17 protein-coding genes are annotated in these 23262 nt (G+C 62.6%); 13 read left to right on the top strand and 4 right to left on the bottom strand.

Annotation, left to right across the window (positions count from 1 at the left end):
* Positions 1-100 precede the first annotated feature (100 nt).
* Positions 101-1072 (bottom strand): arginase, encoded by a 972-nt coding sequence (gene rocF, locus DDE76_RS09190; RefSeq protein WP_104894561.1) that lies wholly within the window; start codon positions 1070-1072, stop codon positions 101-103.
* A gap of 289 nt (positions 1073-1361) precedes the next feature.
* Here rocF and lon point away from each other — a divergent pair, with 289 nt between their 5' ends.
* Entirely contained in the window at positions 1362-3788 is a 2427-nt protein-coding gene (gene lon / locus DDE76_RS09195) for an endopeptidase La (RefSeq protein ID WP_104894560.1), read from the top strand.
* Positions 3789-3835: 47 nt separating this feature from the next.
* Here the strand turns inward: lon and DDE76_RS09200 are convergent, their stop codons facing one another.
* Both DDE76_RS09200 and DDE76_RS09205 read right to left on the bottom strand, forming a co-directional pair.
* Positions 3836-5899, bottom strand: a complete 2064-nt coding sequence (locus DDE76_RS09200; protein WP_104894559.1) for an NAD-dependent epimerase/dehydratase family protein — start codon at positions 5897-5899, stop codon at positions 3836-3838.
* Positions 5896-7185, bottom strand: a complete 1290-nt coding sequence (locus DDE76_RS09205; RefSeq protein ID WP_104894558.1) for a glycosyltransferase — start codon at positions 7183-7185, stop codon at positions 5896-5898. The genes DDE76_RS09200 and DDE76_RS09205 overlap by 4 nt, the downstream gene beginning before the upstream one ends.
* Before the next feature lie 427 nt (positions 7186-7612).
* Between DDE76_RS09205 and DDE76_RS09210 the strand changes: the two genes are divergently transcribed.
* From DDE76_RS09210 to DDE76_RS09260, 11 genes are all read left to right on the top strand, one after another.
* Positions 7613-8824: an LL-diaminopimelate aminotransferase gene (locus DDE76_RS09210; RefSeq protein ID WP_104894557.1), complete on the top strand. Its 1212-nt coding sequence runs from the start codon at positions 7613-7615 to the stop codon at positions 8822-8824.
* Between the two features lie 68 nt (positions 8825-8892).
* Positions 8893-9861, top strand: coding sequence for an ABC transporter substrate-binding protein (locus DDE76_RS09215; protein ID WP_104894556.1), 969 nt, complete (start codon positions 8893-8895; stop codon positions 9859-9861).
* A gap of 23 nt (positions 9862-9884) precedes the next feature.
* A complete protein-coding gene (locus DDE76_RS09220; RefSeq protein ID WP_157955733.1) occupies positions 9885-10865 on the top strand; it encodes an ABC transporter substrate-binding protein in 981 nt (326 codons plus the stop codon).
* A 257-nt stretch (positions 10866-11122) separates the two neighbouring features.
* On the top strand, positions 11123-12463 hold the full coding sequence (locus DDE76_RS09225) for a homoserine dehydrogenase (protein WP_245891860.1): 1341 nt from the start codon (positions 11123-11125) through the stop codon (positions 12461-12463).
* 28 nt (positions 12464-12491) lie between these two features.
* Positions 12492-13478: a class II fructose-bisphosphatase gene (glpX, locus tag DDE76_RS09230; protein WP_104894553.1), complete on the top strand. Its 987-nt coding sequence runs from the start codon at positions 12492-12494 to the stop codon at positions 13476-13478.
* 117 nt (positions 13479-13595) lie between these two features.
* Entirely contained in the window at positions 13596-15386 is a 1791-nt protein-coding gene (recJ, locus tag DDE76_RS09235; RefSeq protein WP_104894552.1) for a single-stranded-DNA-specific exonuclease RecJ, read from the top strand.
* A 228-nt stretch (positions 15387-15614) separates the two neighbouring features.
* Positions 15615-16862: an SAM-dependent methyltransferase gene (locus DDE76_RS09240; RefSeq protein WP_104894551.1), complete on the top strand. Its 1248-nt coding sequence runs from the start codon at positions 15615-15617 to the stop codon at positions 16860-16862.
* A 165-nt stretch (positions 16863-17027) separates the two neighbouring features.
* Entirely contained in the window at positions 17028-17969 is a 942-nt protein-coding gene (locus DDE76_RS09245) for an ABC transporter substrate-binding protein (protein ID WP_104894550.1), read from the top strand.
* Between the two features lie 9 nt (positions 17970-17978).
* On the top strand, positions 17979-19007 hold the full coding sequence (locus DDE76_RS09250; protein WP_104894549.1) for a FecCD family ABC transporter permease: 1029 nt from the start codon (positions 17979-17981) through the stop codon (positions 19005-19007).
* The gene (locus DDE76_RS09255; RefSeq protein ID WP_104894548.1) at positions 19004-20056 is read left to right on the top strand and encodes a FecCD family ABC transporter permease; all 1053 of its coding nucleotides are present in this window, start codon (positions 19004-19006) and stop codon (positions 20054-20056) included. Before DDE76_RS09250 ends, DDE76_RS09255 begins: the two co-directional genes overlap by 4 nt.
* Before the next feature lie 17 nt (positions 20057-20073).
* Positions 20074-20886 (top strand): ABC transporter ATP-binding protein, encoded by an 813-nt coding sequence (locus DDE76_RS09260; protein WP_104894547.1) that lies wholly within the window; start codon positions 20074-20076, stop codon positions 20884-20886.
* A 5-nt stretch (positions 20887-20891) separates the two neighbouring features.
* Here DDE76_RS09260 and DDE76_RS09265 read toward each other — a convergent pair whose 3' ends face one another.
* Complete coding sequence (locus tag DDE76_RS09265) at positions 20892-21536, bottom strand: alpha/beta hydrolase family protein (RefSeq protein ID WP_104894546.1); 645 nt, start codon at positions 21534-21536, stop codon at positions 20892-20894.
* 118 nt (positions 21537-21654) lie between these two features.
* On the opposite strand from DDE76_RS09265, the gene dinB reads away from it, so the two are divergent.
* Positions 21655-22902 carry a DNA polymerase IV gene (gene dinB / locus DDE76_RS09270; RefSeq protein ID WP_104894545.1) on the top strand — a complete coding sequence of 416 codons (1248 nt, stop codon included), beginning with the start codon at positions 21655-21657 and terminating at the stop codon, positions 22900-22902.
* The last annotated feature ends 360 nt before the right edge of the window (positions 22903-23262 follow it).

Below are 23262 nucleotides of genomic sequence, written 5' to 3' on the forward strand. Positions count from 1 at the left end.
CCTGCTACTGAGCAGTTAAACGCCGGGCCCAGTGCCCGGCGTTTCATTTTTCATGCTCTGCTCTCCCAGCGGAAGCAGGGGCGGATCGGACGATGAGCGCTTAGTCCTGCGTCACGAATTCCACGGGACCGGCTTCCTCCCCCATGATCGAGCGCCCGAACAGGCTCGCGACCAGATCCACCATCAACGTGGCCGTCTTGCCGCCATGGTCGAGGAAGGGATTGAGTTCCACCACGTCGAGCGACCCCACCAGCCCGCTGTCATGCAGCATTTCCATCACCAGATGCGCCTCTCGATAGCTGAGGCCGCCCGGCACGAGCGTGCCGCCGCCGGGTGCAATACTGGGATCAACCGAATCGACATCAAAACTGACATGCAGGTGCGCCCCATCGGCTTTGGCCCTGTCGATGACATGCTGCATGGTTGCGACAACGCCGAGTTGGTCGAGCTTGCGCATGTCGATCACCTCGACACCACGCGCCTGCACCAGCTTTCTCTCTTCCCGGTCCACCGAGCGGGCCCCGAACACGGTCACATTGCGCGGATCAATTCGTCCCAGCCAGTCGCCACGATAGCTCGCATCGAACTCGTTTTCTCCGCAGAGCAGCGCCAGCGGCATGCCATGCAGATTGCCTGAGGGGGAGGTGTCGGGCGTATTGTAATCCGCATGGGCATCGACCCAGAGCACATGCACCGGCTTCTGTTTCGGCAGGCAATGCCTGGCCACAGCCGAAACTGTTCCGATCGCGATAGAGTGATCGCCGCCCAGGAACACAGGAAAATGACCCGCGTCGAGAATGCCCAGTCCCGCATCGCTGACCTGCTGCGCCAGGGCGAGTACATCTCCCTTTCGCTGTTCCACCGTGCGCCAGCTCAAGGGGGTCGTGGACAAATCCGCCTGCGAACTGCGCAAATCCCCGTGGTCGGCAACGTCCAGCTCGAGATCGATAAGGGCCTCGAGCAGGCCCGCAACGCGCAAGGCCTCCGGGCCCATGCCACAGCCCCGTATCGAAGCACCCGAGGCCGTGGCAACGCCGATGAAGTCAATTCGTTTGGGTCGGGCAGGGGGCATGTGGAGTTCCTCGAGGGACAGGAGCTTATGGGGTCAGACTGACATGACGATATGCTGGCAGGCCACCACATTCGTTTTGGCAGCCAAGGCACATCAGTGTTCCGGCCTTTTGCACATATCTCCTGTGCGAAGTAACGCTAATGGTCACAAAACCGCAAAGCTTGACTTGCGGGCAGGGCGGTCCACCCTATTTATTAACCTGAATCGCCCAGCCTTCTAACGATTGGGCAGTCGCAATACGGGCGCGCTACCAATTCCTCCCTCCGGCGCGCCCCGGAAAGGATATGTGATGTCGGAAGTTACCTCCACCGGCGAAACAAGCCGGGACCGGGTTTACCCGGTCCTCCCCCTGCGCGACATCGTCGTCTTCCCCGGCATGATCGTGCCGCTCTTTGTCGGGCGCGAGAAGTCGGTCAAGGCGCTTGAAGAAGTGATGCGCGACGACAAGCACATCCTCGTCGTGACGCAGAAGAACGCGCAGGACGACGATCCCGCGCCCGACCAGATCTACCCCACCGGTACCATCGCCACCGTGTTGCAGCTCCTCAAGCTGCCCGACGGGACGGTCAAGGTCCTCGTGGAAGGGCTTAACCGCGCCACCATCGACAACTACCTCCAGACCGAGGAATATTTCGAGGCCGAGGCCTCCGTTCTCCCCGAGCCTGAGGAAGATGCAACCGAAATCGAGGCTCTGGCCCGTTCCGCTCAGTCCGAGTTCGAGAACTACGTCAAGCTCAACAAGAAGATTTCGGCTGAGGTCGTTGCAGCCGTCGGACAGATCGAGAATGCCAGCAAGCTGGCCGACACCATCGCCAGCCATCTCGTGATCAAGATCCCCGAAAAGGAAGATCTGCTTGAGACCGTTTCGGTCATCGAGCGCCTACAGAAGGTCATCGGCCTGATGGAAGGCGAGATCGGCGTCCTGCAGGTGGAAAAGCGCATCCGCTCCCGCGTCAAGCGGCAGATGGAGAAGACCCAGCGCGAATATTACCTCAACGAGCAGATGAAGGCGATCCAGCGCGAGCTGGGCGATGGCGAGGACGGTGCCAACGAGATCACCGAACTCGAAGAGCGCGTCGCCAAGACCAAGCTCTCCAAGGAAGCCCGCGCCAAGGCCGAAGGCGAAATCAAGAAGCTCAAGGGCATGAGCCCGATGTCGGCTGAAGCCACGGTCGTCCGTAACTATCTGGATACGCTTCTGGGCCTGCCCTGGGGCAAGAAGTCCAAGGTCAAGCGTGACCTGTCCATGGCCGAAAAGGTCCTGGATGCCGACCACTATGGCCTCGAAAAGGTCAAGGAGCGCATTCTGGAATACCTGGCCGTGCAGGCTCGCACCGGTACGCTCAAGGGCCCGATCCTCTGCCTGGTCGGTCCTCCGGGCGTTGGCAAGACCTCGCTTGGCAAGTCCATTGCCAAGGCGACAGGTCGTGAATTCGTCCGCATGGCCCTTGGCGGCGTGCGCGACGAAGCCGAAATCCGCGGTCACCGCCGCACCTATATCGGCTCCATGCCCGGCAAGATCATCCAGTCGCTCAAGAAGGTGGGCAAGAACAACCCGCTCTTCCTGCTCGACGAGATCGACAAGATGGGCCAGGACTTCCGCGGCGATCCGTCTTCGGCCCTGCTCGAAGTGCTCGATCCCGAACAGAACAACACGTTCAACGATCACTATCTGGAAGTCGATTTCGACCTTTCGGACGTGATGTTCGTGACCACGTCGAACACGCTCAACATCCCCGGCCCGCTGATGGACCGCATGGAGATCATCCGTCTCTCCGGCTACACCGAAGAGGAAAAGCATGCGATCGCCAAGCAGCACCTGATCCCGGAAACTGCCAAGGAAAACGGTCTGGCCGACGGCGAATTCGTGCTCTCCGACGAGATGCTGATGAAGGTCGTTCGCGGCTATACCCGCGAGGCCGGCGTGCGCAATCTCAAGCGCGAAATCTCCAAGCTGATGCGCAAGGCGGTCACGGACATTGTTCGCACCAAGGTCAAGTCGATCGAGATCACCGAAGAACGGCTGGCCGAATATCTCGGCCCCATGATCTTCAAGCATGGTGAGATCGAAGCCGAAGCCCAGGTCGGTCTGGTCACAGGCCTTGCCTGGACCTCGGTTGGCGGCGAAATGCTGACCATCGAAGGCGTGATGACGCCGGGCAAGGGCCGCATGTCGGTCACCGGCAACATCAAGGAAGTGATGAAGGAATCACTGACCGCCGCCCAGGCCTATGTGAAGTCACGCTGCATCGACTTCGGCATCAAGCCGCCCATGTTCGATACGCGTGATATCCACGTTCACCTGCCCGAAGGCGCCACCCCCAAGGATGGTCCCTCGGCCGGTATCGGCCTGGCCACCGCCATCGTGTCGGTGATGACCGGCATTCCCGTGCGCAATGATGTCGCCATGACCGGCGAGATCACCCTGCGCGGTCGCGTCCTGCCGATCGGCGGCCTCAAGGAAAAGCTCCTCGCGGCCCTGCGCGGCGGCATCAAGACGGTCCTCATCCCCGAGGAAAATGTCCGCGATCTCCAGGAGATCCCGGATATCGTCAAGGAAGGCATGGAGATCGTTCCGGTCTCCCGCATGGATCAGGTCATCGAGCGGGCGCTGGTGCGCAAGCCCGAGCCGATCGAATGGGACTTTGACGCCGAGCCAGCCGTGGCTGCCAATGTGGACCCGGCTGACGATGCAGGTGCCAGCGTCACCCACTGATATCAGGTAAGCTCAGAACTGTGATGGCGGCCTCCGGGCCGCCATTTCTATTTCGGGGAGACATGCCGCGGAATGTAGAGGTGCCCGACCTCAATGCCGTTGGGCACATATTTGCCGCGGTGGAGCCAGAACTGCTCGCCGCAAGTGGCGCGCGCCATCTCGACCATGGCGTGCATCTGCGAAGCATCCCGCGACGTCATTTCCACCCACACAAAGCCACGATCGCTCGCCGGGTCGCGCGTAAAGCGTACCCCGATCCCCTGGCCGGGCATCAATTGCATCTCCGGGAGATGGCGCCGCAGCTTGGCAATGAAATCGGCCGCATGGGTGTCGGGCACGCACACTTCCATGTTGCGCACCCGCCGCCGCGTATCGCGAAAGAACTTGCCCAGCAATTGCTTGGCCGGGACCCCTGTCCAGGGCGCCAGCACGCGCTCCGAGGACCCAACGATCCGCTGCCGCCCCCGCATCCGCAAATTGAGCAGCAGCTTCTGGATCCAGTGCGGCGAACCGCGCATCGGCGGGAATGGGCGCCGGTCACCCGGCTCCGGCCCATCGACCGGATTGACGTTGTAGACCATCAATTCGTGGCTGCGCGGATACCAATGAACCGTCGTGCTGAAATTGACGCGATATTCGCCAGCCACATAGTCCTCGAGCCGGCTTTCCTTCTGCCACTCGATGGTATTGGCCAGTAATCGGCTGGGCCGGCAGGCAAAGGTCACTTCGGTAACGACAATGCCTCCCTCGCCACGCAGCTTGTCCCACAGCGCATCATCCCGCAGCGAGAATTTTTCCTCGCCCGTCTCGTCCACATAGCGGATCGAGGTGATCAGGTCATAGATCGAGATGTGTTCGGCACTGCTGCCATGCACTTCGGCGAAAAAGCAGGCGCCCGCAGAGATATCGACAAATTCGGGGAGCGTGGCAAAGGTCAGCCCGCGCGGCACCAGATAATCGAGAATGGTGCGCAACGTCGTCCCGGCCTTCACCGTCAGGGCATTCTCGACAAGGCCGATGACGCCCGAATAATGCTCCATGACCAGTTGGTCTGTCTGCTTGCGGTCGTTGAACCAGAGGAAATAGCCGCGCCCAATGGCATGGTAGGGTTTGCCGCTGCGTACCGTGTCACGAATGTCATCCAGGCTCCTCGCATCGACAATGCGGGCAGGGGGCTCGAAGAAGTCGGCCAGCGACCGCCCGGTCTCCACCCCGCTCAATGCCTTCACCTTGTCGGAGCTGACCTGCACGTCATGGCCCAGAAACCACAGCGTGGAAGGAACGAAACGCCCCCCGAGTTTGCTCAGCCAGTCAGGCGCAAGCAGGATTGGCCGTTGCGCCAGCCCCGCCGCATGCCTGAAATAGTCATCCGAGCGCACATCGAGGTCGCCGAGATTGACCACTTCATTGGCTACCCCGCGCTCGATCAGCGCCAGCAATTGTTCAGCCAGATCCGCAACATGAATGAGGTTTATGGTCCGGTTCTTCAGACCGATAGGCGCCACGCGCATGGCGTCGACGATCCCGCTCGACCAGGCCATGCCTGGTCCCATCACCATGGTCGGCCGCACGATAAGGTAATTGATGCCCTTCTCATGGCAGGCCGCTATCACCCGGGCCTCTTCCGCCAGTTTGAGCCTTGTGTAGGCGTCCAGCCGCTTTGTGCCTGCCAGATCTGCATCCTCGGCCTGCACCGGGTGCTCGTTCGGATCAAGCGCTGCATAGACTACCTGGGAGCTGAAATAGACTAACAGCTTGCACCGCTCCGGGGAAACCAGTGCCAGCAACTGTTCGGTCGTCGCCTGATTGGCCGGAATGAACTGCCGCCCACGGGCTTTGGTGTTCAGCGCCGCATGCACGACAACCTCGGCAGCACCAACCGCCTCGGCCAGCCCCGGCTTGTCGTCAAACCGCACGGTCTGAACGCCCTTGGGCGCGCCGGCGGGCGGGCGACGATAAACCGCCGCGACCTTGTGCCGAACCGCCAGCGTCTTGGCCAGTTGCTGGCCAATGCCGCCGCCCGCGCCAACCAGGCAGATTTGCATCGGCTGCACCACCGCGGGCGAAAGCCCCGGCACCTGTGTCAGATCGATGTGCTCGCGGCGGTTCACCCGGTTACCGGATAGCGCCGGGCGCCAGCTTCTGCAGCTTCGATGGTGGTCTCGATGAACCGGACCGCCGTTTCCAGGCCCTTTTCCTCCGACAGCACCTTGCCGATGGTCGCTGCATTTGCCGCCATCGCCTTGTTGTTGGTCAGCTCATAAAGGGCATTGGCAAGGATCTCCGGGGTGATCGCCCGTAGCCGCACCGGGGCAGGACCACAGCCAAGTGCCCTGACGCGACGGCCCCAATAGCGCTGGTCGTAGGCCTGCGGCACCGTAAAGGTCGGCCGGCCGGCTCTCAGGCCCGCTGCCGTAGTGCCGGCGCCGCCATGATGCACCACGGCCGAAACCAGTTGGAACAGCTTGTCATGCGGCGCCTCGGCAACCGCAAAGACGGTATTTGGCAAATCTGCCGGATTGATGCCGCCCCAGCCCCGCGCCACGATGGCCCGTCCGCCCCATTGTTCGAGCGCCGAACGCAGCAATTGCGTATTGCGCTCAGCCCCGAAGGGCATTGACCCGAAGCCGATATAGACCGGTGGTGGACCCGCATCGAGAAAGGCCTGCAATTCGGGCGATGGTTCCCAGCCGCTATTGTCGTCCAGAAACCAGAACCCCGTCACAACGGCGGTCTGCGGCCAGTCCCGCGGGCGCGGCGAAACCGTCGCGGAAAAATTGTAAAGCGTCGGGATATTGTTACCGTTGCTGTCCTTGAACAGCCCGCCGCGCTTGCGGGGACCAAGCCCCATCAACTGCTTGCGCACGCGGTCCCGCGGCATATCGTAATAGGCCTGCTGCAGGTTCATTGCGATATAGCTGAGCTTGTTGAAGGTCGGGCCCAGATCGGGCACCTCATAGGCACAGATGGGGAATTCGCGTGTCGGATTGAGCGGCTGCATCGCCGTCATGATGACGGGAATGTCCAGCGCTTCGGCGATGTCGATGCCAAAACTAGTATTGATGTTCACCACAATCGCGTCCGCACCCTGCGACATGGCCCAGGCATTGCGCGCGGCGCGTTCCACCAGGGCCTGGCCCTCGCGCAGCAATTGCGGGAAATGGTGCAGCTTCATCTGACTGATCGCGTTGTCGAATCGCGATTCCTGCAGCCAGTCCTGGATCTTGGTGCCCAGGCTGTGGAATTCGACCCCATGCGAGGTCACCATCTCTTCAAAATCGGCATTTGTGCCCAGGACGACGTCGTGGCCGTCATCCTGCAGCGCTTTGGCCAGCGCCAGATAGGGCCGAACGTCCCCAGAAGTGCCGATTGTTGCGATTGCGACGCGTTTTCCCATGCACCTATCCGAACAGCCCCGGCCGCGCTGTGGCCGACAAGGTGATTACATGTAAAGGCTCGCTGGCATTTACAAGACTTGTCTCAGGCCATAAAAAGGCGCTGACCACGCTTGGGTGGTATCAGAAGTCATTTCTGAAGGGCAAGAGACATGGCGTCCCCGTTCACTGTTGCATGGTTTGGAGCACTGCTCGCCGGCAATCCGGTGGCGGCCCGCATCGCGGCAGCGGCGGCAAGCGCCCGATAGCTCTTCCCACATGGCCAGGAACTGGCCGGGAAGAGCCGAATAGATTTGTTTCCGGTCCGTTTGGGCCGTTTAACCCGTAGAAAACCATAATTCCGCGATAATCAGCCTCGACATGATAGAGGCGTGGCGCTTTGGCGCGTCGCGGCCAGTTTCCGGCCAAAAAAGGCCATCCGAGGATCAAATGAGCGAAGTCTTCCATCGCATCCGCCGCCTTCCCCCTTATGTGTTCGAGCACATCAACCCCATCAAGGCCAAGGCGCGCGCTGAGGGCGTGGATATTATCGATCTGGGCATGGGCAATCCCGATCTGCCGACCCCGGACCACATCGTCAACAAGCTCAAGGAGACGGTGGCCGACCCGCGCACCCATCGTTATTCGACCTCCAAGGGCATTCCGGGCCTGCGCAAGGCCCAGGCGAGCTATTATGGCCGCCGCTTCGGCGTGAAGCTCAATCCCGACACCCAGGTCGTGGCCACGCTCGGTTCCAAGGAGGGCTTTGCCAACATGGCCCAGGCGATTACCGCCCCGGGCGATGTGGTCCTTGTGCCCAACCCGACCTATCCCATTCACTCGTTTGGTTTTATCATGTCGGGCGGCGTCGTGCGCTCCATGCCGGCCGACCCGAACGAAGACTTCATGCGCTCGCTCGATCGGGCCGTGCGGCACTCGATCCCCAAGCCTATCGCCTTGGTCCTGAACTACCCGGCCAACCCGACCGCTTATACCGCCGATCTCGATTTCTACACCGAGGTCGTCAAGTACTGTAAGGCCAACGACATCTTCATCCTGTCCGATCTGGCCTATTCCGAGATCTATTTCGACGATGCGCCGCCGCCTTCCGTGCTGCAGGTGCCCGGTGCCATGGACATCGCCGTCGAGTTCACCTCGATGTCCAAGACCTATTCCATGCCTGGCTGGCGCGTCGGCTTCGCCGTCGGTAATGAACGTCTCATCGCCGCCCTGGCGCGCGTCAAATCCTATCTCGACTATGGTGCGTTCACCCCCATTCAGGTCGCCGCGGTCGCTGCCCTCAACGGCTCCGACGAGGTGGTCGATGAGGTGCGCAAGATCTACAAGCACCGTCGCGACGTCATGGTAGAAAGCTTTGGCCGGGCTGGCTGGACCATTCCCGTGCCGCGCGCCACCATGTTCGCCTGGGCGCCGATCCCCGATCAGTTCGCTCATCTTGGTTCTCTCGAATTCGCCAAGCTGCTGATCCAGGAAACCGGTGTGGGCGTTGCGCCGGGTGTCGGCTTTGGTGAATATGGCGATCAATATATCCGCCTGGCCTTTGTCGAGAACGAACAGCGCATCCGGCAGGCCGCGCGCAACGTCAAGAAGCTGCTCGGCGGCAAGGCCGGGCAGGGCAATGTCGTGCCGCTCAAGGCATAGTCAATAATTTACATGACAATTCAGATCACCTTTTGTATGGAGGACCAACTCCAGCCAAAGGGTGATCCATGTCGTTCCGCTCCCTCTTTCTGTCCTTGGCCATAGCCTTTGGCTTGGCCGCCGCTGCCCACGCGCAATCCTTCCCCGTCACCATTTCCCATGCCTATGGCGAGACGACCATTCCCGCCAAACCGCAGCGTATCGTCACCTGGGGCTGGGCCGCGCAGGATGCCGTGATTGCGCTGGGCGAGGTGCCAGTTGGTATTCCCTATTTCAGCTATGGTGGCGATGAGAATGGCGCCCTGACCTGGACCAAGGACGCGGTCGCCGCGCTTGGCGCCGATTTCCCGACCATCCTGCCGGATGGGTTCGACGCGCCAATTGAAGCCATCGCCGCGCTGCAACCAGACCTCATCATCGCGGTCTATTCCGGCCTCACTGCCGAAGAATACGAGGTGCTCAGCGGCATTGCACCGGTCGTCGCATTTCCGGAAACGGCGTGGAGCACCCCCTGGCAGCAGACCATCACCATCACCGGTGAGGCTATGGGCAAGAAGACCGAGGCCGAAGCGCTGGTCGACGAACTTGAGCAATTCATCGTCGACGAGACGGCCAAATACCCCGAAGTCCAGGGCGCCAACTTTGCCACCGTGGCCGAATACAATGGCGAAGTGGCCGTTTATGCCAATCTCGATAGCCGGGTGAAATTCCTGGTCGATGCCGGCCTGGTTTCGGCCCCCAGCGTGACCGAACTGGCCCAGGGTGAGAACTTCTTCTTCTCCCTCAGCTTTGAGAGCTTTGAACAGCTCACCGCCGACGCACTGATCTCCTATTTCGAGACGGCGGAGGACGATGCCGCCTTCTTCGGCAATCCTGTCATCGCTTTGCATCCCCAGGTGCAGGAAGGGGCCGTTGCCCACGTTATTGGAGCCGAGCTCATCAATGCCATCTCCCCGCCGAGCGCCCTGTCGCTGAAATGGGGCTATCCGCAATACATCAAGCTGATCGCCGACGCGGTCAAAGCCGGTCAGAACTAAGACCAAACAACTGGAAGCAGACTATGTTGAAAATCCCGACCGCCTTTATTCTGGCGGCCACAACCCTTGCCGTGCCCGCTTTCGCCGCCGATACCTTCCCGGTAACCATCGAGCATGCGCTGGGCACCACTACCATCGAAGCCAAACCCGCCCGCGTTGTCACCTGGGGCTGGTCGGCCCAGGATGTGGTGATCGATCTCGGCGTCGCGCCGGTCGGCATGCCCTTCTTTGCCTATGGTGGCGGGGAAGATGGCGTGCTGCCCTGGACTGAGGCGGCTCTGGCCGAACAGGGCATGGACCTGCCGGTGGTCCTTCCCAATTCTTCGGAGCCACCGATTGAGGCCATCGCCGCGCTTGCCCCCGATGTCATCATCGCTCCCTATTCGGGCCTGACCGAAGACGAATATGCGACGTTGAGCAATATTGCGCCCGTCGTCGCCTTTCCGGATCGCCCATGGTTCGCCACCTGGCAACAAGTGGTGGCCATGACCGGCCAGGCACTCGGCCTGTCCGAAGAGGCCGAGGCCCTGGTCGCCGAGACCTCTGCCTGGATGATTGAACAGCGCGATGCCTATCCGGCCATCGAAGGCACCATCTTTGCCAATATCGTCAACCGCAATGACGGTCAGGTGTCTGTGCGCATCGAGGGGGACCCCCGGGTGCAGCTTTTCGCCGATATCGGCATGGTGCCGGCCGGCGAGGCAGAGGGCGCTGCCGTCACGGACAGCAAGATCTCGTATTTCCTCAGCTACGAGAATTTCGACCGCATTCCGGCCGATATGCTGCTCAGCTTCTTTTCAAACCAGCAATCGGCCGATGACTTCTTCGCCATGGATCTGATCCAGCTTTCACCCCTGGTGGGCAAGGGCGCCTTTACCAATCTGATCGGCGATGAGCTGACCATGGCTGTCAGCGGCGCCATCACTCCGGCCTCTCTGCGGTGGGGGTTCCCCGAGGTAATCGCCGAGGTCGGGCGGGCCGCAGCGGCCGCCAGGTCGGAATAGATCGATTTGGGCCGGTCATGCGATCGGCCCATTTTCCTGTGACAACTCCTATTGACGGCTAGGCGATTTCCTATGCACATGTCGCCACCATGAGCGATATCCAGTCTTTCCGCCAAGCCGTCGAATCCTTCATCTCTGCAAGGGGTTGGACGCCTACGCGTTTCGGCCGCATCGTTGCCGGCGATCCGCTGTTCGTATTCGACCTGCGCGAAGGACGCGAACCGCGCAGCGAGACGCGCACGCGCATCCTCAAGGCCATGGCCGAATTGGGGGATACAGACACGCAGGCGCCGCTGCGCGTCGGCGTTGCCGGTCTGGGCAATGTTGGTGCCACGCTGGTGCGCATCCTGCAAAAGGACAGCGCCGAGCTGACGCGAAAACTTGGCCGCCAATTGGAAGTTGTCGCTGTTGCCGCCCGCTCGCGTTCGCGCGACCGTGGCATTGATATTTCCGGCCTCGAATGGTTCGACGATCCGGTGGCCTTGGCCAAATGGGACGGCATTGACCTGTTTGTCGAACTGATCGGTGGCGAAGATGGCCCGGCCTTTGCGTCGGTCAAGGCCGCGCTGGAGATCGGCCGCCCGGTGGTGACGGCCAACAAGGCGCTGTTGGCCAAGCACGGCGTCACCCTGGCACACCTTGCCGAAGAATCGGGCGCCCAACTCGGCTTTGAGGCTGCGGTGGCCGGGGGCATTCCGGTCATCAAGACCTTGCGCGAAGGCCTGGGCACTGCTCGTATCGCCAAGGTCTTTGGCATCATGAACGGCACCTGCAACTACATCCTCACCCGCATGGGCAATGAAGGCATATCCTTTGCCGACTGCCTCAAGGACGCCCAGGCCCTTGGCTATGCCGAGGCCGACCCGACCTTTGACGTGGAAGGCTTCGATACCGCCCACAAGCTCTCGATCCTCTCGACCCTGTGCTTCGGCTATGAGATCGCTCCTGACAAGATGCGGGTGGAGGGCGTTTCCAATATCACCCAGCACGATATCCAGGTGGCCGCCGAACTCGGCTACAAGATCAAGCTGCTGGGCATTGCCGAGCGCACCGAAAGCGGCATCGAGCAGCGTGTCCATCCCACCTTCGTGCCCAAGGGCAGCGCCATCGCCGGCGTCGACGGGGTGATGAACGCGATTGCCCTCGAGACCGACCACGTCCATGAGCTGCTGCTGGCCGGTCCGGGCGCCGGCGGCCCGCCCACGGCGTCATCGGTGCTGTCCGACATTCTGGACATCGCTCGCGGCACCCGCGTACCACCGCTCGGTGTGCCCAGCGCCGAACTCTTGCCCTATCGCGAGGCGCCGCACCGCGCCCACGAAGGCGGCTTCTATATCCGCCTCAGTGCCAAGGATGTGCCGGGTGCCCTTGCCGCAATCGCTACGCGCATGGGGGAAAAGTCGATATCCATCGATTCTGTCATCCAGCGGTCCGATTTGAGTGCCAAAGCCATCGCGCCCGACGGGTCGCCGGCGCGCACCGTGGTGATGATTACCCAACAGACTTTGGAATCATCGGTACGCGAAGCGCTTGCACAGATAGCCGATGATGGGTTCATAGTCGGCGAACCACAATTGATACGCATCGAAAAGCTCTGACCTGACCGGAAGAGCTTCAGGGGGAAACATGAAGCTCAGCAAGGTCGAAGACGGTCGCGATCCTGCCAATCTGCATCGCACCTTGACGCTTGAAATGGTGCGGGTCACCGAGCGGGCCGCTATCGCGGCAGCCGAATGGCGCGGCAAGGGCAATGAAAAGGCTGCCGACGATGCCGCCGTCGCCGCCATGAAGGCTGAACTGGATGAAGTCGCCATTTCCGGCCGCATCGTCATTGGCGAGGGCGAGCAGTTTGAATGCGATAACCTTTTTGTCGGTCAGTCGGTAGGGCAGGGGCAGGGCCCGGAGGTCGACATTGCTGTCGATCCGCTTGAAGGCGTCACCCTCTGCGCCAAGAATCAGCCCGATTCGCTTGTCGTGCTCGCCATGGCCGAGCGCGGCGGCCTGCTCAACGTCGCGCGCAACGTCTATATGCACAAGATCGCCATCGGCGCCGAATACCCCCCCGAAACCGTACATATCGAATGGTCGGCGACCGAGAATGTGAAGGCGCTGGCCAAGGCCAAGGGCGTGCCGATCTCCGAAATCACCGCCATCGTGCTCGATCGTCCGCGCCATGGCGGCCTGCTCGAAGAACTGCGCACGGCCGGTGTTTCGGTCAAGCTGCTCAGCGACGGCGACATCGCGGGCGTCATCCATGCCGTCAACACGGCCGATACCGGAGTTGATATCTATCTCGGTTCCGGCGGCGCGCCCGAGGGCGTGCTGGCCGCCGCGGCCCTGCGCTGCATCGGCGGGCAGATGCAGGGCAAGCTCATCCTCGATACGCCCGACAAGCGCATGCACGCCAACGAGATGGGCATAACGGACCCCAACCGCATCTACGATGTGACCGAACTGGCTTCCGGCGATGTGCTGTTTTCCGCCACCGGTGTCACTGACGGCTCACTCGCTGACGGCGTCCGCCTGCGGCGCGGCTGGGTCGAAACCTCAACCGTCGTCATGCGAAGCTGGAGCCAGACCACGCGCTGGATCAAGGCGCGCCACGCGCGGTAGCAGCGCACGCGTTGCCACCCTTCTCCCCTTGTGGGAGAAGGTGCCCGAAGGGCAGGTGAGGGGCCTCTTCGCCGTTAACCCCTTTCCACCCAACTCGAAATCCCATAACCCTCAGCCATGCCTGAAACCCCGCGTCCTTTTCTCGACATCACCCAATCGGTTTCCGGTCGCGCCTGGGTGGATCGGCTCGACACGGGCGCGGCGCGCAATGCCACGGCCATTGGTCAGCGGACCGGCATCCCCGATATCCTGGCGCGCATCATGGCCGGCCGGGGGGTGAGCCTTGAAGCCGCTGAAAGCTATCTCGAGCCCACGATTCGGGCACTGATGCCCGACCCCTCGACTATGGCCGGCATGGACGATCTCGCCGAGCGCCTGGCCAGGGCCATCACCGACAATGAATCGGTCGCCCTCTTTGGCGACTATGATGTGGACGGCGCCTGCTCCTGCGCCCTAATGATGCGCTTCCTGAGGCATTTCGGTATCGAACCCCAGGTCCATATTCCCGACCGCATCTTTGAGGGCTACGGCCCCAATAGTGCCGCCATGGACAAGTTGATCGATGCCGGGGCCAGCCTGATCATCACGCTCGATTGTGGCACCACAAGTGAGGGCCCCATCGCCCACGCCCGGGAAAAGGGCGCCGACGTTCTGGTCATCGACCACCATCTGGCCGATCATGGCCTGCCCCCCGCCGATGCCCTGGTCAATCCCAACCGGCCCGATGACATTTCCGGCCTGGGCTATCTTTGCGCTGCCGGCGTCACCTTCATGGTTCTGGTGGCCGTCAATCGTGCTCTGCGCAACCGCGGTGATACCGGTTTACCCGATCTGCTGGGCTTGCTTGATCTGGTGGCGCTGGCCACGGTCTGCGACGTCGTCCCTCTGACCGGCCTTAATCGCGCCTTTGTGGTCCGGGGTCTTGAGGTCGCCCGGCGTGGCGAGAAACCCGGCCTTTCAGCCCTGGCGCTGGCGGCTCGGGCCAGTGGCCCGCTCAATCCTTATCATCTCGGTTTTCTCATCGGCCCGCGCATCAATGCCGGCGGGCGCATTGGCGACGCGGCCCTGGGGACGCGCCTCCTCGCCCTGGATGACGAGCATCAGGCCATGGTTATCGCCGCCCAGCTCGACGAGCTCAATGGCGAACGGCAGCGTATTGAAGTCGAGGCCGTTGAGCAGGCCGCCGCCACTGCCGAAGCCGAGATCGGCAGCGGCGAAGGGCCGCCCGTCCTGGTTCTGGCTTCTGCCGAATGGCATCCCGGCGTGGTCGGCCTGATTGCTGCGCGGCTGCGCGAACGCTTCGAGCGTCCCAGTTTCGCTATTGCCCTCAATCCCGATGGCACCGGCACCGGTTCGGGCCGATCCATGCCGGGCGTCGATCTGGGCAGTGCCGTCATCCAGGCCGTTGAAACTGGCATTATTCCCAAGGGTGGTGGCCATGCCATGGCGGCCGGTGTCAGCCTGCGCCCCGGCGATCTCGGACCATTCAGGGCGTTCCTTGCTGAAAAGCTCAGCGCCAGTGTCGGGGTCGCCCGCGCCGCTTCCGCGCTTAAGATCGACGCGGCATTGACCGCGCGCGGCGCCAATATCGATCTGCTGCACAATCTGGAGCGGGCGGGACCCTATGGCGCGGGCAATCCCTCACCGGTCTTCGCTTTTCCCGCCCATCGTGCGCGCTTCCCGCAAATTGTAGGCAAGGGCGGCCATATCAGTTTTTCGCTGGCCTCAGACGACGGCGCCAAGCTCAAGGCCATCGCTTTCAGGGCTGCCGGCACGGCCCTGGGAGATACCTTGATGCGTGATAGTGAAGGCCCGCTGCATTTTGCCGGCGGCCTGTCGATCGATCACTACCAGGGCCGCGAACAGCCCCAATTCCGGCTGATTGACATTGCCCGCCCCCCGCGTTGATCCAGTACAGATCTGATCCCATATTGCGTGCGTATTGCCTTGGATTATGGGCCCTATGGTCGCCTCAAAGTGTCAGGCGACTTGCATATCCGATTGCGAGGGCTAAACTATCTCCTGGTGTCCTGTGGGAGGCGACGCCTCACTGGCAGGGCCAATAAGACATTCATGCTTGGCGACGGGCACGCGTTGCGCCGCCATTTTCTTGCTAAAGTTGGACCAAGCGGCACAATGACAAAAACAGCCGTCGAACACTCTCAGACTGGCACTTCGCTCTGGACGAATCTGACGTCCTGGCTGGTAGAACGAATTGGCGTTTCCCTCGTCGGCAAGCCTATGCACGGCTCGCTGACCGTGGTCTTTCCCAACGGGCGCACACGAACGGTGGGGCAGGGCAATTCTGGCGAGCATGCCACCTTGCGATTGAACAATTTCAAGGTCATTTCCGAGGCCATGCAGCGCGGCACAGTCGGTTTTGCCGCGGCCTACATGAATGGCGACATCGAATCGGACGACCTGACATCGCTGTTCCGCTTCTTCCTGCAGAATCGGGAAATGTTCGATCAGGCCGGCAAGGGCTTCTTCCGCCGCGCCGCCGCCGATCTGCACTACCATCTCTCGCGCCGCAATACGCTGGAAGGCTCAAAGAAGAACATCGCCGAGCACTACGATCTCGGAAACGATTTCTACGGCCAATGGCTTGATCCCTCGATGACCTATTCCTCGGCGGTCTTCACATCCGGGGATCAAAGCCTGGAAGAGGCCCAGCTAGCGAAATATCATCGTGTTGCCGACATGGCCGGTATTACCGAAGGCGCCTCGGTGCTCGAAATCGGCTGTGGCTGGGGCGGGTTTGCCGAGACCGTTGCGCGTGACTACAAGGCCAATCTGCGCGGTATCACTCTTTCTGCCGAGCAGTTGAAATTCGGTCTCGAACGGCTCAAGCGGCAGGGGCTGGAGCAATATGCGACCCTCGTGTTCGAGGATTATCGCCACACCCAGGGGCAGTTCGACCATATCGGTTCTATCGAAATGATCGAGGCGGTCGGGGAAGACAATTGGCCAAGCTACTTCCAGACCCTGCATGACCGCCTCAAGCCTGGCGGTACCGCCGCCATTCAGGCGATCACCATCCAGGAGCGCGATTTCGATAACTACAAGGCCGGACCGGACTTCATCCAGCGTTACATATTTCCCGGTGGCATGTTGCTGACCAAGACGGTCATGCAGGAGTTCGGCACCCGTTACGGTTTGGTGCTCGAACAGGTGGAAACCTTTGGCCAGTCCTATGCCCGCACCCTGCGACTCTGGCGCGAGCGTTTTCTTGAGCGCTGGCCGATGATCGCACCGCTCGGCTATGACGAAACCTTCAGGCGCAAATGGGTTTACTACCTTTCCTACTGCGAGGCGGGGTTTACCGAGAGCGCTATCGACGTCGGTATCTATCAGTATCGTCGCCCGGCGGATCCCGCGGTCTAGCCTGGAAAGGGCTTGTTGCACCTGTCGAATTTCACAGCTTGGCTTGTCCAGGCAGTGGATTCGTGTTGCGCACCAAATTTCGTCGGCCCGCGCATTAACATGACTTGACCGCTCATCTTATGGGGTCTAGGGAACGGGAAATTTCCCGCTCCTGAAAGGTCCGTCATGCTCCGCTCCACTATGGTCGCATTCGCCCTGTTCGCTGGCGCCACGCTGCCCGCAGCAGCACAATGGAGCTTTGTGGGAGGTGATGGCGAGGTGGTCACGCTGGATGAAACGCCGGTGCGCATCATCGTCAGCCAGGATGCAGCGGCCGGCCTTATCCCGCTTGGCATCCGCCCGGTAGGTATCTATGCCGATAGCGCCGTCGCCGATGCCAAGGCCTTGCAGGGGCTCGACCTCTCGGGCATCGAAATCATCGGTCAGGCCTGGGGCGAAGTTGACATTGAAAAGGCCGCCGCCCTCGACCCTGACCTGATCGTTGCTGAGTTCTGGCCGCTGGAGACGACGTGGTCCGGCGGTGCTGATGTCGTCACTGCGCTCTCGCCGCTTGCACCGATCACCGGCCCCGAGCAGGGGGCCTCCATCCTCACCCTGATCGAGGACTATGAGGAACTCGCCCAGAGCCTTGGCGCCGATCTGTCGGCCCCCGCCATTGCCGCAGACAAGGCCTCTTTCGAGACCGCACTGACCGATTTTAAGGCCGCCGTTGCCGCCAAGCCGGATCTGACCGCGCTGGCCGTATGGGCCGGGACGGATGCGCTCTATGTGGCAGCCACCCAAGGCTCTTCGGAACTGATGGATTTCGCATCCTGGGGCCTCGATCTTATCGACCCCGAAGTGGCCGATGACCGGGGCTATTGGGAAACCCTGTCCTGGGAAAACGCTGACAAGTACCAGCCCGATCTGATCCTGGTCGACAATCGCTCCGCAACGACCATGGAAACGGCGCTGGCCCAGCCCACCTGGACCCTGATGAAGGCCGCCGAAGCCGGACAGGTCACCGACTGGCCCGCCTTCTGGCTGCGCAACTATGCCGCCTATGCCAGCGAACTGGAAAAGCTCACCGCTGCCATCAACGCTGCCGACGCCAATCTGGCGCCCTGATCCGGCACCATGAGTGAGCTGGCAGGCAATCGTGCACAAAAGGCGGCCCGGCTGACGCTGGGCCTGCTGTTGCTCGGCCTGGCACTGGCTGTCATCGCCATGCTCTCGCTCGCCACCGGCGCCCGCGCCATACCGCTTGAAAATGTCTGGACCGCCCTGGTCGCTTTCGATCCCAACGCCACCGAACACCGGATTATCTGGGATTTGCGCATGCCGCGCACCGTGGTTGGCCTGATGGTCGGGGCTGCCCTTGGTCTTGCCGGAGCAGTGCTGCAGGGGGCCACGCGCAATCCTCTGGCTGACCCCTCCATTCTTGGCATCCACGCCGGCGCCGCGCTTGCCGTGGTTCTTGGCGTCGCTGTGCTGGGCATGACCCAGCTTTCGACCTATGCCTGGATGGCATTCGCCGGGGCAGGTGCCGCCATGCTCGTGGTCTATTCAGTCGCCTCGCTCGGGCGCGAAGGCGCCACCCCGGTCAAGCTCGCTTTGGCTGGCGCTGCCATCACCGCCGTGCTTCATTCCATCATCAACGCCATCCTGCTCACCAGCCCGCGAACGCTGGACGAAATCCGCTTCTGGCAGGTCGGCTCGCTGTCCGGCCGGTCCATGGACATCGCTCTGCAGGTCGCCCCCTTCCTGGCCGTCGGCATGATCCTGGCGCTAGGAACGGCGCGCCTGCTCGATGGTCTGTCCATGGGCGATGACGTCGCAAGGGCCCTGGGCCAGCGCATTGGCCTCTCCCGCGGCATGGCCGGTCTCGCCGCTGTCATTCTGGCCGGGGCGAGCACGGCCGCGGCCGGCCCCATCGCCTTTGTCGGCCTCACCGTGCCCCATGTGGCCCGCGCCATCACCGGCCCCGGCTATCGCTGGATCCTGCCCTATTCCATGCTGCTGGCCCCCATCCTGCTGCTTGGTGCCGACGTGCTGGGCCGGGTCATCGCACCACCCGGCGAAGTGCAGGTGGGTATCGTCACGGCCTTTCTGGGTGCCCCCTTCTTCATCGCGCTGGTCCGGCGCCGCAAGCTGGCTGCGCTATGAGCGCCGTTTTCGACACCTCGCGCATCATCGCCGTGCGGCAGTCTGCGGCCATGCGCCGGCGCAGCGTCCTGCTCGGCCTGATCCTGGCCCTGCTGGCGGCCTTCGCCCTGGCGCTCTATCTTGGCGACTATCCAGTGCCGGTCTCGGGAATTATCCAGTCGCTGCTGTCGCCATTGACCGGCCTCGCCGATCGCAGTGTCGATTTCATCGTCCTGCAGGTCCGCCTGCCGCGCGCCATTCTGGCCGTGCTCTCCGGCGCGAGCTTCGCCCTGGCCGGAATCATTTTCCAAACTCTTCTGCGTAACCCATTGGCCAGCCCGGACATTATCGGCATCGCCCATGGCGCCAGTGCCGCCGCCGTGTTCTGCATCATCATCCTGGGCTGGTCTGGGCTTGCCGTGTCATTCGGCGCCTTTGGCGGCGCGGTCCTGACCGCCCTGGCGATCTATTTTCTGGCCTGGCGCAATGGTGTCACGGCCTTCCGGGTGGTGCTGATCGGCATCGGCATGGCGGCAATGCTGGCCGCCGTCATCTCCTATCTGTTCACCCGCGCGCGCCTCAACGAGGTGCAGCAGGCCATGGCCTGGCTGGTGGGCAGTCTCAACGCCGCCCGTCCGGGCGACTCCATCGTTCTTGCTGGCGCCATGTTGGTGCTCATTCCGCTGATGATCGGGCTGGTCCGCGCGCTCGATGCCATGGAACTGGGCGACGATACCGCGCGCGCGCTCGGCGCCCCGGTCGAATTGACCCGCCTTGGCCTGATGCTGGTGGCTGTTGGCTTTGCCGCCTTTGCCACTGCCGCCGTGGGCCCTGTCGGCTTTGTCGCCTTTGTCTCCGGCCCCCTGGCCCGCAGCCTGCTCAAGGGGGCAGGGCGCGGCTTTGCCCAGGCCGCCCTCGTCGGCGCGCTGGTCATGCTGGTTTCCGATCTGCTGGCGCAACACCTTCTGCCCACGGTGCAACTGCCCGTCGGCGTCGTCACGGGTGCCTGCGGCGCCCTGTTCCTGCTATGGCTGCTCATGGCCTCGGGCCGCTCTGGCCGGGTCAACTAAGCTTACGAGAAACGATCATGTCCGCAAATCACCAGCTCCTCGCCGCCGGTCTTGATCTCGCCTATGGCGAACGCCAGATCGTCTCGGCGCTCGACCTGACCCTGCCGCCGGGCAAGCTGACCGTGATTGTCGGTGCCAATGCCTGCGGCAAGTCCACCCTGCTGCGCGGCCTCGCCCGCCTGCTGACCCCGACCCGCGGCGCGGTCTATCTCGATGGCAAGCCGATCCACCAGATGCCGACCCACCAGGTGGCGACCATTCTCGGCGTGCTGCCGCAAAGCCCCATCGCCCCCGATGCCATTTCGGTCACCGACCTGGTCGGCCGCGGCCGCTATCCGCACCAGGGCTGGTTCCGTCGTTGGACGCCCGAAGACGACACCGCTGTCGCCGAGGCCCTGGCCGCCACCGACACCGCCGAACTGGCCGATCGCCCCGTCGATGAACTCTCCGGCGGCCAGCGCCAGCGCGTCTGGATCGCCATGGCTTTGGCGCAGCAGACCGATCTCCTGCTGCTCGACGAACCCACCACCTTTCTCGACATCAACCACCAGGTCGAAGTGCTCGACCTGCTCACCGATCTCGTCCGGCATCGCGGCCGCACCGTCGTCGTCGTCCTGCACGATCTGAACCTGGCCTGCCGCTATGCCGACCACATCGTGGCCATGAAGGCCGGCAGGATCGTTGCCGAAGGCCGCCCGGTCGATGTCGTCACCGAAGCCGTGGTCAAGGACGTCTTCGGCATGACCGCGCGCGTGGTGGTCGATCCGGTCTCCAACACGCCCATGATCGTGCCCATCGGCCGGCATCATGCCGGCAAGGCGATGGCCTGAACCCGCTATTTCGCCACCCGCGCGGCCCATGCGGACACGGCTCTGGCCATGCTCTGCAAATGGTGCGCCGCGGAAAACCCTGAAATCGCCTTGCGCGGCTTGAGGTCGTGGTCGCCATCCTCAAGCCAGAGCAGCTCGATCGCCGGCGATAGGCCATAGCCCGGCACCTCGTCCCGGGTGCCGAATTCGTCCCGCGTGCCCTGAACGATCAGGGCAGGGGCCTGCAATGCCTCGAGATGCGCTGTCCGCAATTGCGCCGGCTTGCCGGGTGGATGAAACGGATAGCCAAGGCAGATGAGGCCGGCAATGCGCCCGGCCGCAAACAACTCATCCGCGACCATGCTGGCCACCCGTCCGCCCATCGATTTGCCGCCAATCACCAGATGCCCGCCGCGCGGCGCCAGCTGATCCACCACCGCCAGATATTCGCCCATGAGCTTTTCGGCCTTGGGCGGCGGCCTGCGGCCTTCGCCGCTGCGCCGCGCCGCCATATAGGCAAACTCGAACCGCACGACACGAAAACCCTCTGCCGCCAGCGCCTTGGCTGCCGCTGACATCGACGCCGAATCCATCGGCGCACCCGCACCATGCCCCAGCAACAGGGTCACCGCGGCATCTTCGGGACCATCGCTGAGAAACCCTTTCACCATGCCGTTCCCATCTCCCCGACTGCCGATCGCCATGTCCCTGTGTGCCACCCCGACTAGACCGTTGACAAGCGGATAGCCAAAGGAACAAAATAAGAACAAATATCGCACGGGTGACGCTATGGCTGCCGCAGCGACCATTCTTCATGCCGATCTGGATTCCTTCTACGCCTCGGTTGAGCAATTGCTGAACCCGGACCTGCGCGGCAAGGCCATGGCCGTTGGCGGCGGGGTTGTGCTGGCCGCGTCTTACGAAGCCAAGGCCTTCGGTGTGCGCGGTGGCATGTCCGGGCGCCGCGCGCGCGAACTCTGCCCGCATCTGATTTTTGCTCCCGGCCATTTCGACCAGTATCAGCGGCTCGGCGACGCCGCGATCGACATCATGCGCGATTACACCCCGTTGATTGAGCGCATTTCCATCGACGAGGCCTTTGCCGATGTGGCTGGCTGCACGCATCTTTTCGGCACGCCGGAGCAGATCGCCATCGCCATCCGCGAACGGGTCCGTCAGGAACTGGGCCTGCCCATTTCAGTCGGCGTCGCGCGCACCAAGCACCTGGCCAAAGTCGCCTCCCAGGTCGCCAAGCCCGATGGTCTGGTCCTTGTTGAGCCGGGGACGGAGCTGGCCTTCCTCCATGACCTGCCCGTGGGCCTCATGTGGGGTGTCGGCCCGGTCACCGAAGCCCGTCTCAGGCAACAGGGCATCACCACGATTGGCCAATTGGCCAACACCCCTGGCCAATCCCTGCGCGGCCTGCTGGGCGAGGCCATGGGCGAAAAACTGGCCGATCTTGCCTGGGATCGCGACAGTCGCGCCGTCCAGACCCGCCACAGCGCCCGCTCTGCCGGCGCCCAGTCGGCTCTGGGCCGCAGGCCAGCGACTGAAGAAGTCTATAAGCCCGTCCTGCGCCATCTGGCCGACCGCGTCACCGCCCGCTTGCGTGCCAAATCGCTTGTGGGGCGCACCGTTACGGTCCGCATCCGCTTTGCCGACATGCGGGCCATTACCCGTTCGCTCACCCTGGATGCGCCGGTCTCCGCCACCCTCATCGTCGCCGAAATCGCCGAGGACCTCGTGCGCGCCGCGCTCGTCGAACACCCGCGGGAAAAGTACATCACGCTGCTCGCCATTTCAGTCTCCCACATTGGCCCGCAACCGCACATCCAGCTCGAATTGCCTCTCAACCTCCCCGACGAAAATCACCGCCCCGGCACGCCCATCGGCCTCGCGCGCTGGACCGCCGACCGCGCCATGGACCAGGCCCGCACCCGCTTCGGTCGCACCGCCATCGGCTACGCCATCACCCAGCTCGGCCCCCAAAAATCCGTCCCCGACGCCTTCCGAGAACTGGCCGAAAAAGACTTGTAGCGTCCGCAGGGCCAAACCATCCCGTTGGCAGGTCCAAAGCTTGGGGAAGGGCAGTGTGGTCTTTAGGCCCTCCACGCTCCCTTCTCGGCCACCAGCGGCCGGTTTAGGCAGCGTCTGGCCGGCAAGAGAGGCAAGACGCACCGACCGTCATCCTCGGGCCCGGCCTGCGAGTTCCGCACTTTGTGCCGGGTAGGGGGTGGTTTGCGGACTCTCGGCTTCTCGCAGCGGGCATACAATAACGGACATTGACCAAACGGAGAGAATTGTCGAGTGGATGGGAATGGCAGGAGGCCTGAACTTGGGTGAGCGTGTCGGCAAGTTTGTGATTTTGTCCGATCTGTAGCGATTACAGGGCAGCTG

Source organism: Devosia indica (assembly GCF_003056405.1).
Classification (GTDB): Bacteria; Pseudomonadota; Alphaproteobacteria; order Rhizobiales; family Devosiaceae; genus Devosia; species Devosia indica.

What these genes read in the sequence shown, in the direction of transcription:
- rocF (WP_104894561.1), bottom strand. Translation starts at nt 1,072, where the DNA reads ATGCCCCCTGCCCGACCCAAACGAATTGACTTCATCGGCGTTGCCACG.
- lon (WP_104894560.1), top strand. Translation starts at nt 1,362, where the DNA reads ATGTCGGAAGTTACCTCCACCGGCGAAACAAGCCGGGACCGGGTTTAC.
- DDE76_RS09205 (WP_104894558.1), bottom strand. Translation starts at nt 7,185, where the DNA reads ATGGGAAAACGCGTCGCAATCGCAACAATCGGCACTTCTGGGGACGTT.
- DDE76_RS09210 (WP_104894557.1), top strand. Translation starts at nt 7,613, where the DNA reads ATGAGCGAAGTCTTCCATCGCATCCGCCGCCTTCCCCCTTATGTGTTC.
- DDE76_RS09215 (WP_104894556.1), top strand. Translation starts at nt 8,893, where the DNA reads ATGTCGTTCCGCTCCCTCTTTCTGTCCTTGGCCATAGCCTTTGGCTTG.
- DDE76_RS09220 (WP_157955733.1), top strand. Translation starts at nt 9,885, where the DNA reads ATGTTGAAAATCCCGACCGCCTTTATTCTGGCGGCCACAACCCTTGCC.
- DDE76_RS09225 (WP_245891860.1), top strand. Translation starts at nt 11,123, where the DNA reads ATGGCCGAATTGGGGGATACAGACACGCAGGCGCCGCTGCGCGTCGGC.
- glpX (WP_104894553.1), top strand. Translation starts at nt 12,492, where the DNA reads ATGAAGCTCAGCAAGGTCGAAGACGGTCGCGATCCTGCCAATCTGCAT.
- recJ (WP_104894552.1), top strand. Translation starts at nt 13,596, where the DNA reads ATGCCTGAAACCCCGCGTCCTTTTCTCGACATCACCCAATCGGTTTCC.
- DDE76_RS09240 (WP_104894551.1), top strand. Translation starts at nt 15,615, where the DNA reads ATGACAAAAACAGCCGTCGAACACTCTCAGACTGGCACTTCGCTCTGG.
- DDE76_RS09245 (WP_104894550.1), top strand. Translation starts at nt 17,028, where the DNA reads ATGCTCCGCTCCACTATGGTCGCATTCGCCCTGTTCGCTGGCGCCACG.
- DDE76_RS09250 (WP_104894549.1), top strand. Translation starts at nt 17,979, where the DNA reads ATGAGTGAGCTGGCAGGCAATCGTGCACAAAAGGCGGCCCGGCTGACG.
- DDE76_RS09255 (WP_104894548.1), top strand. Translation starts at nt 19,004, where the DNA reads ATGAGCGCCGTTTTCGACACCTCGCGCATCATCGCCGTGCGGCAGTCT.
- DDE76_RS09260 (WP_104894547.1), top strand. Translation starts at nt 20,074, where the DNA reads ATGTCCGCAAATCACCAGCTCCTCGCCGCCGGTCTTGATCTCGCCTAT.
- DDE76_RS09265 (WP_104894546.1), bottom strand. Translation starts at nt 21,536, where the DNA reads ATGGTGAAAGGGTTTCTCAGCGATGGTCCCGAAGATGCCGCGGTGACC.
- dinB (WP_104894545.1), top strand. Translation starts at nt 21,655, where the DNA reads ATGGCTGCCGCAGCGACCATTCTTCATGCCGATCTGGATTCCTTCTAC.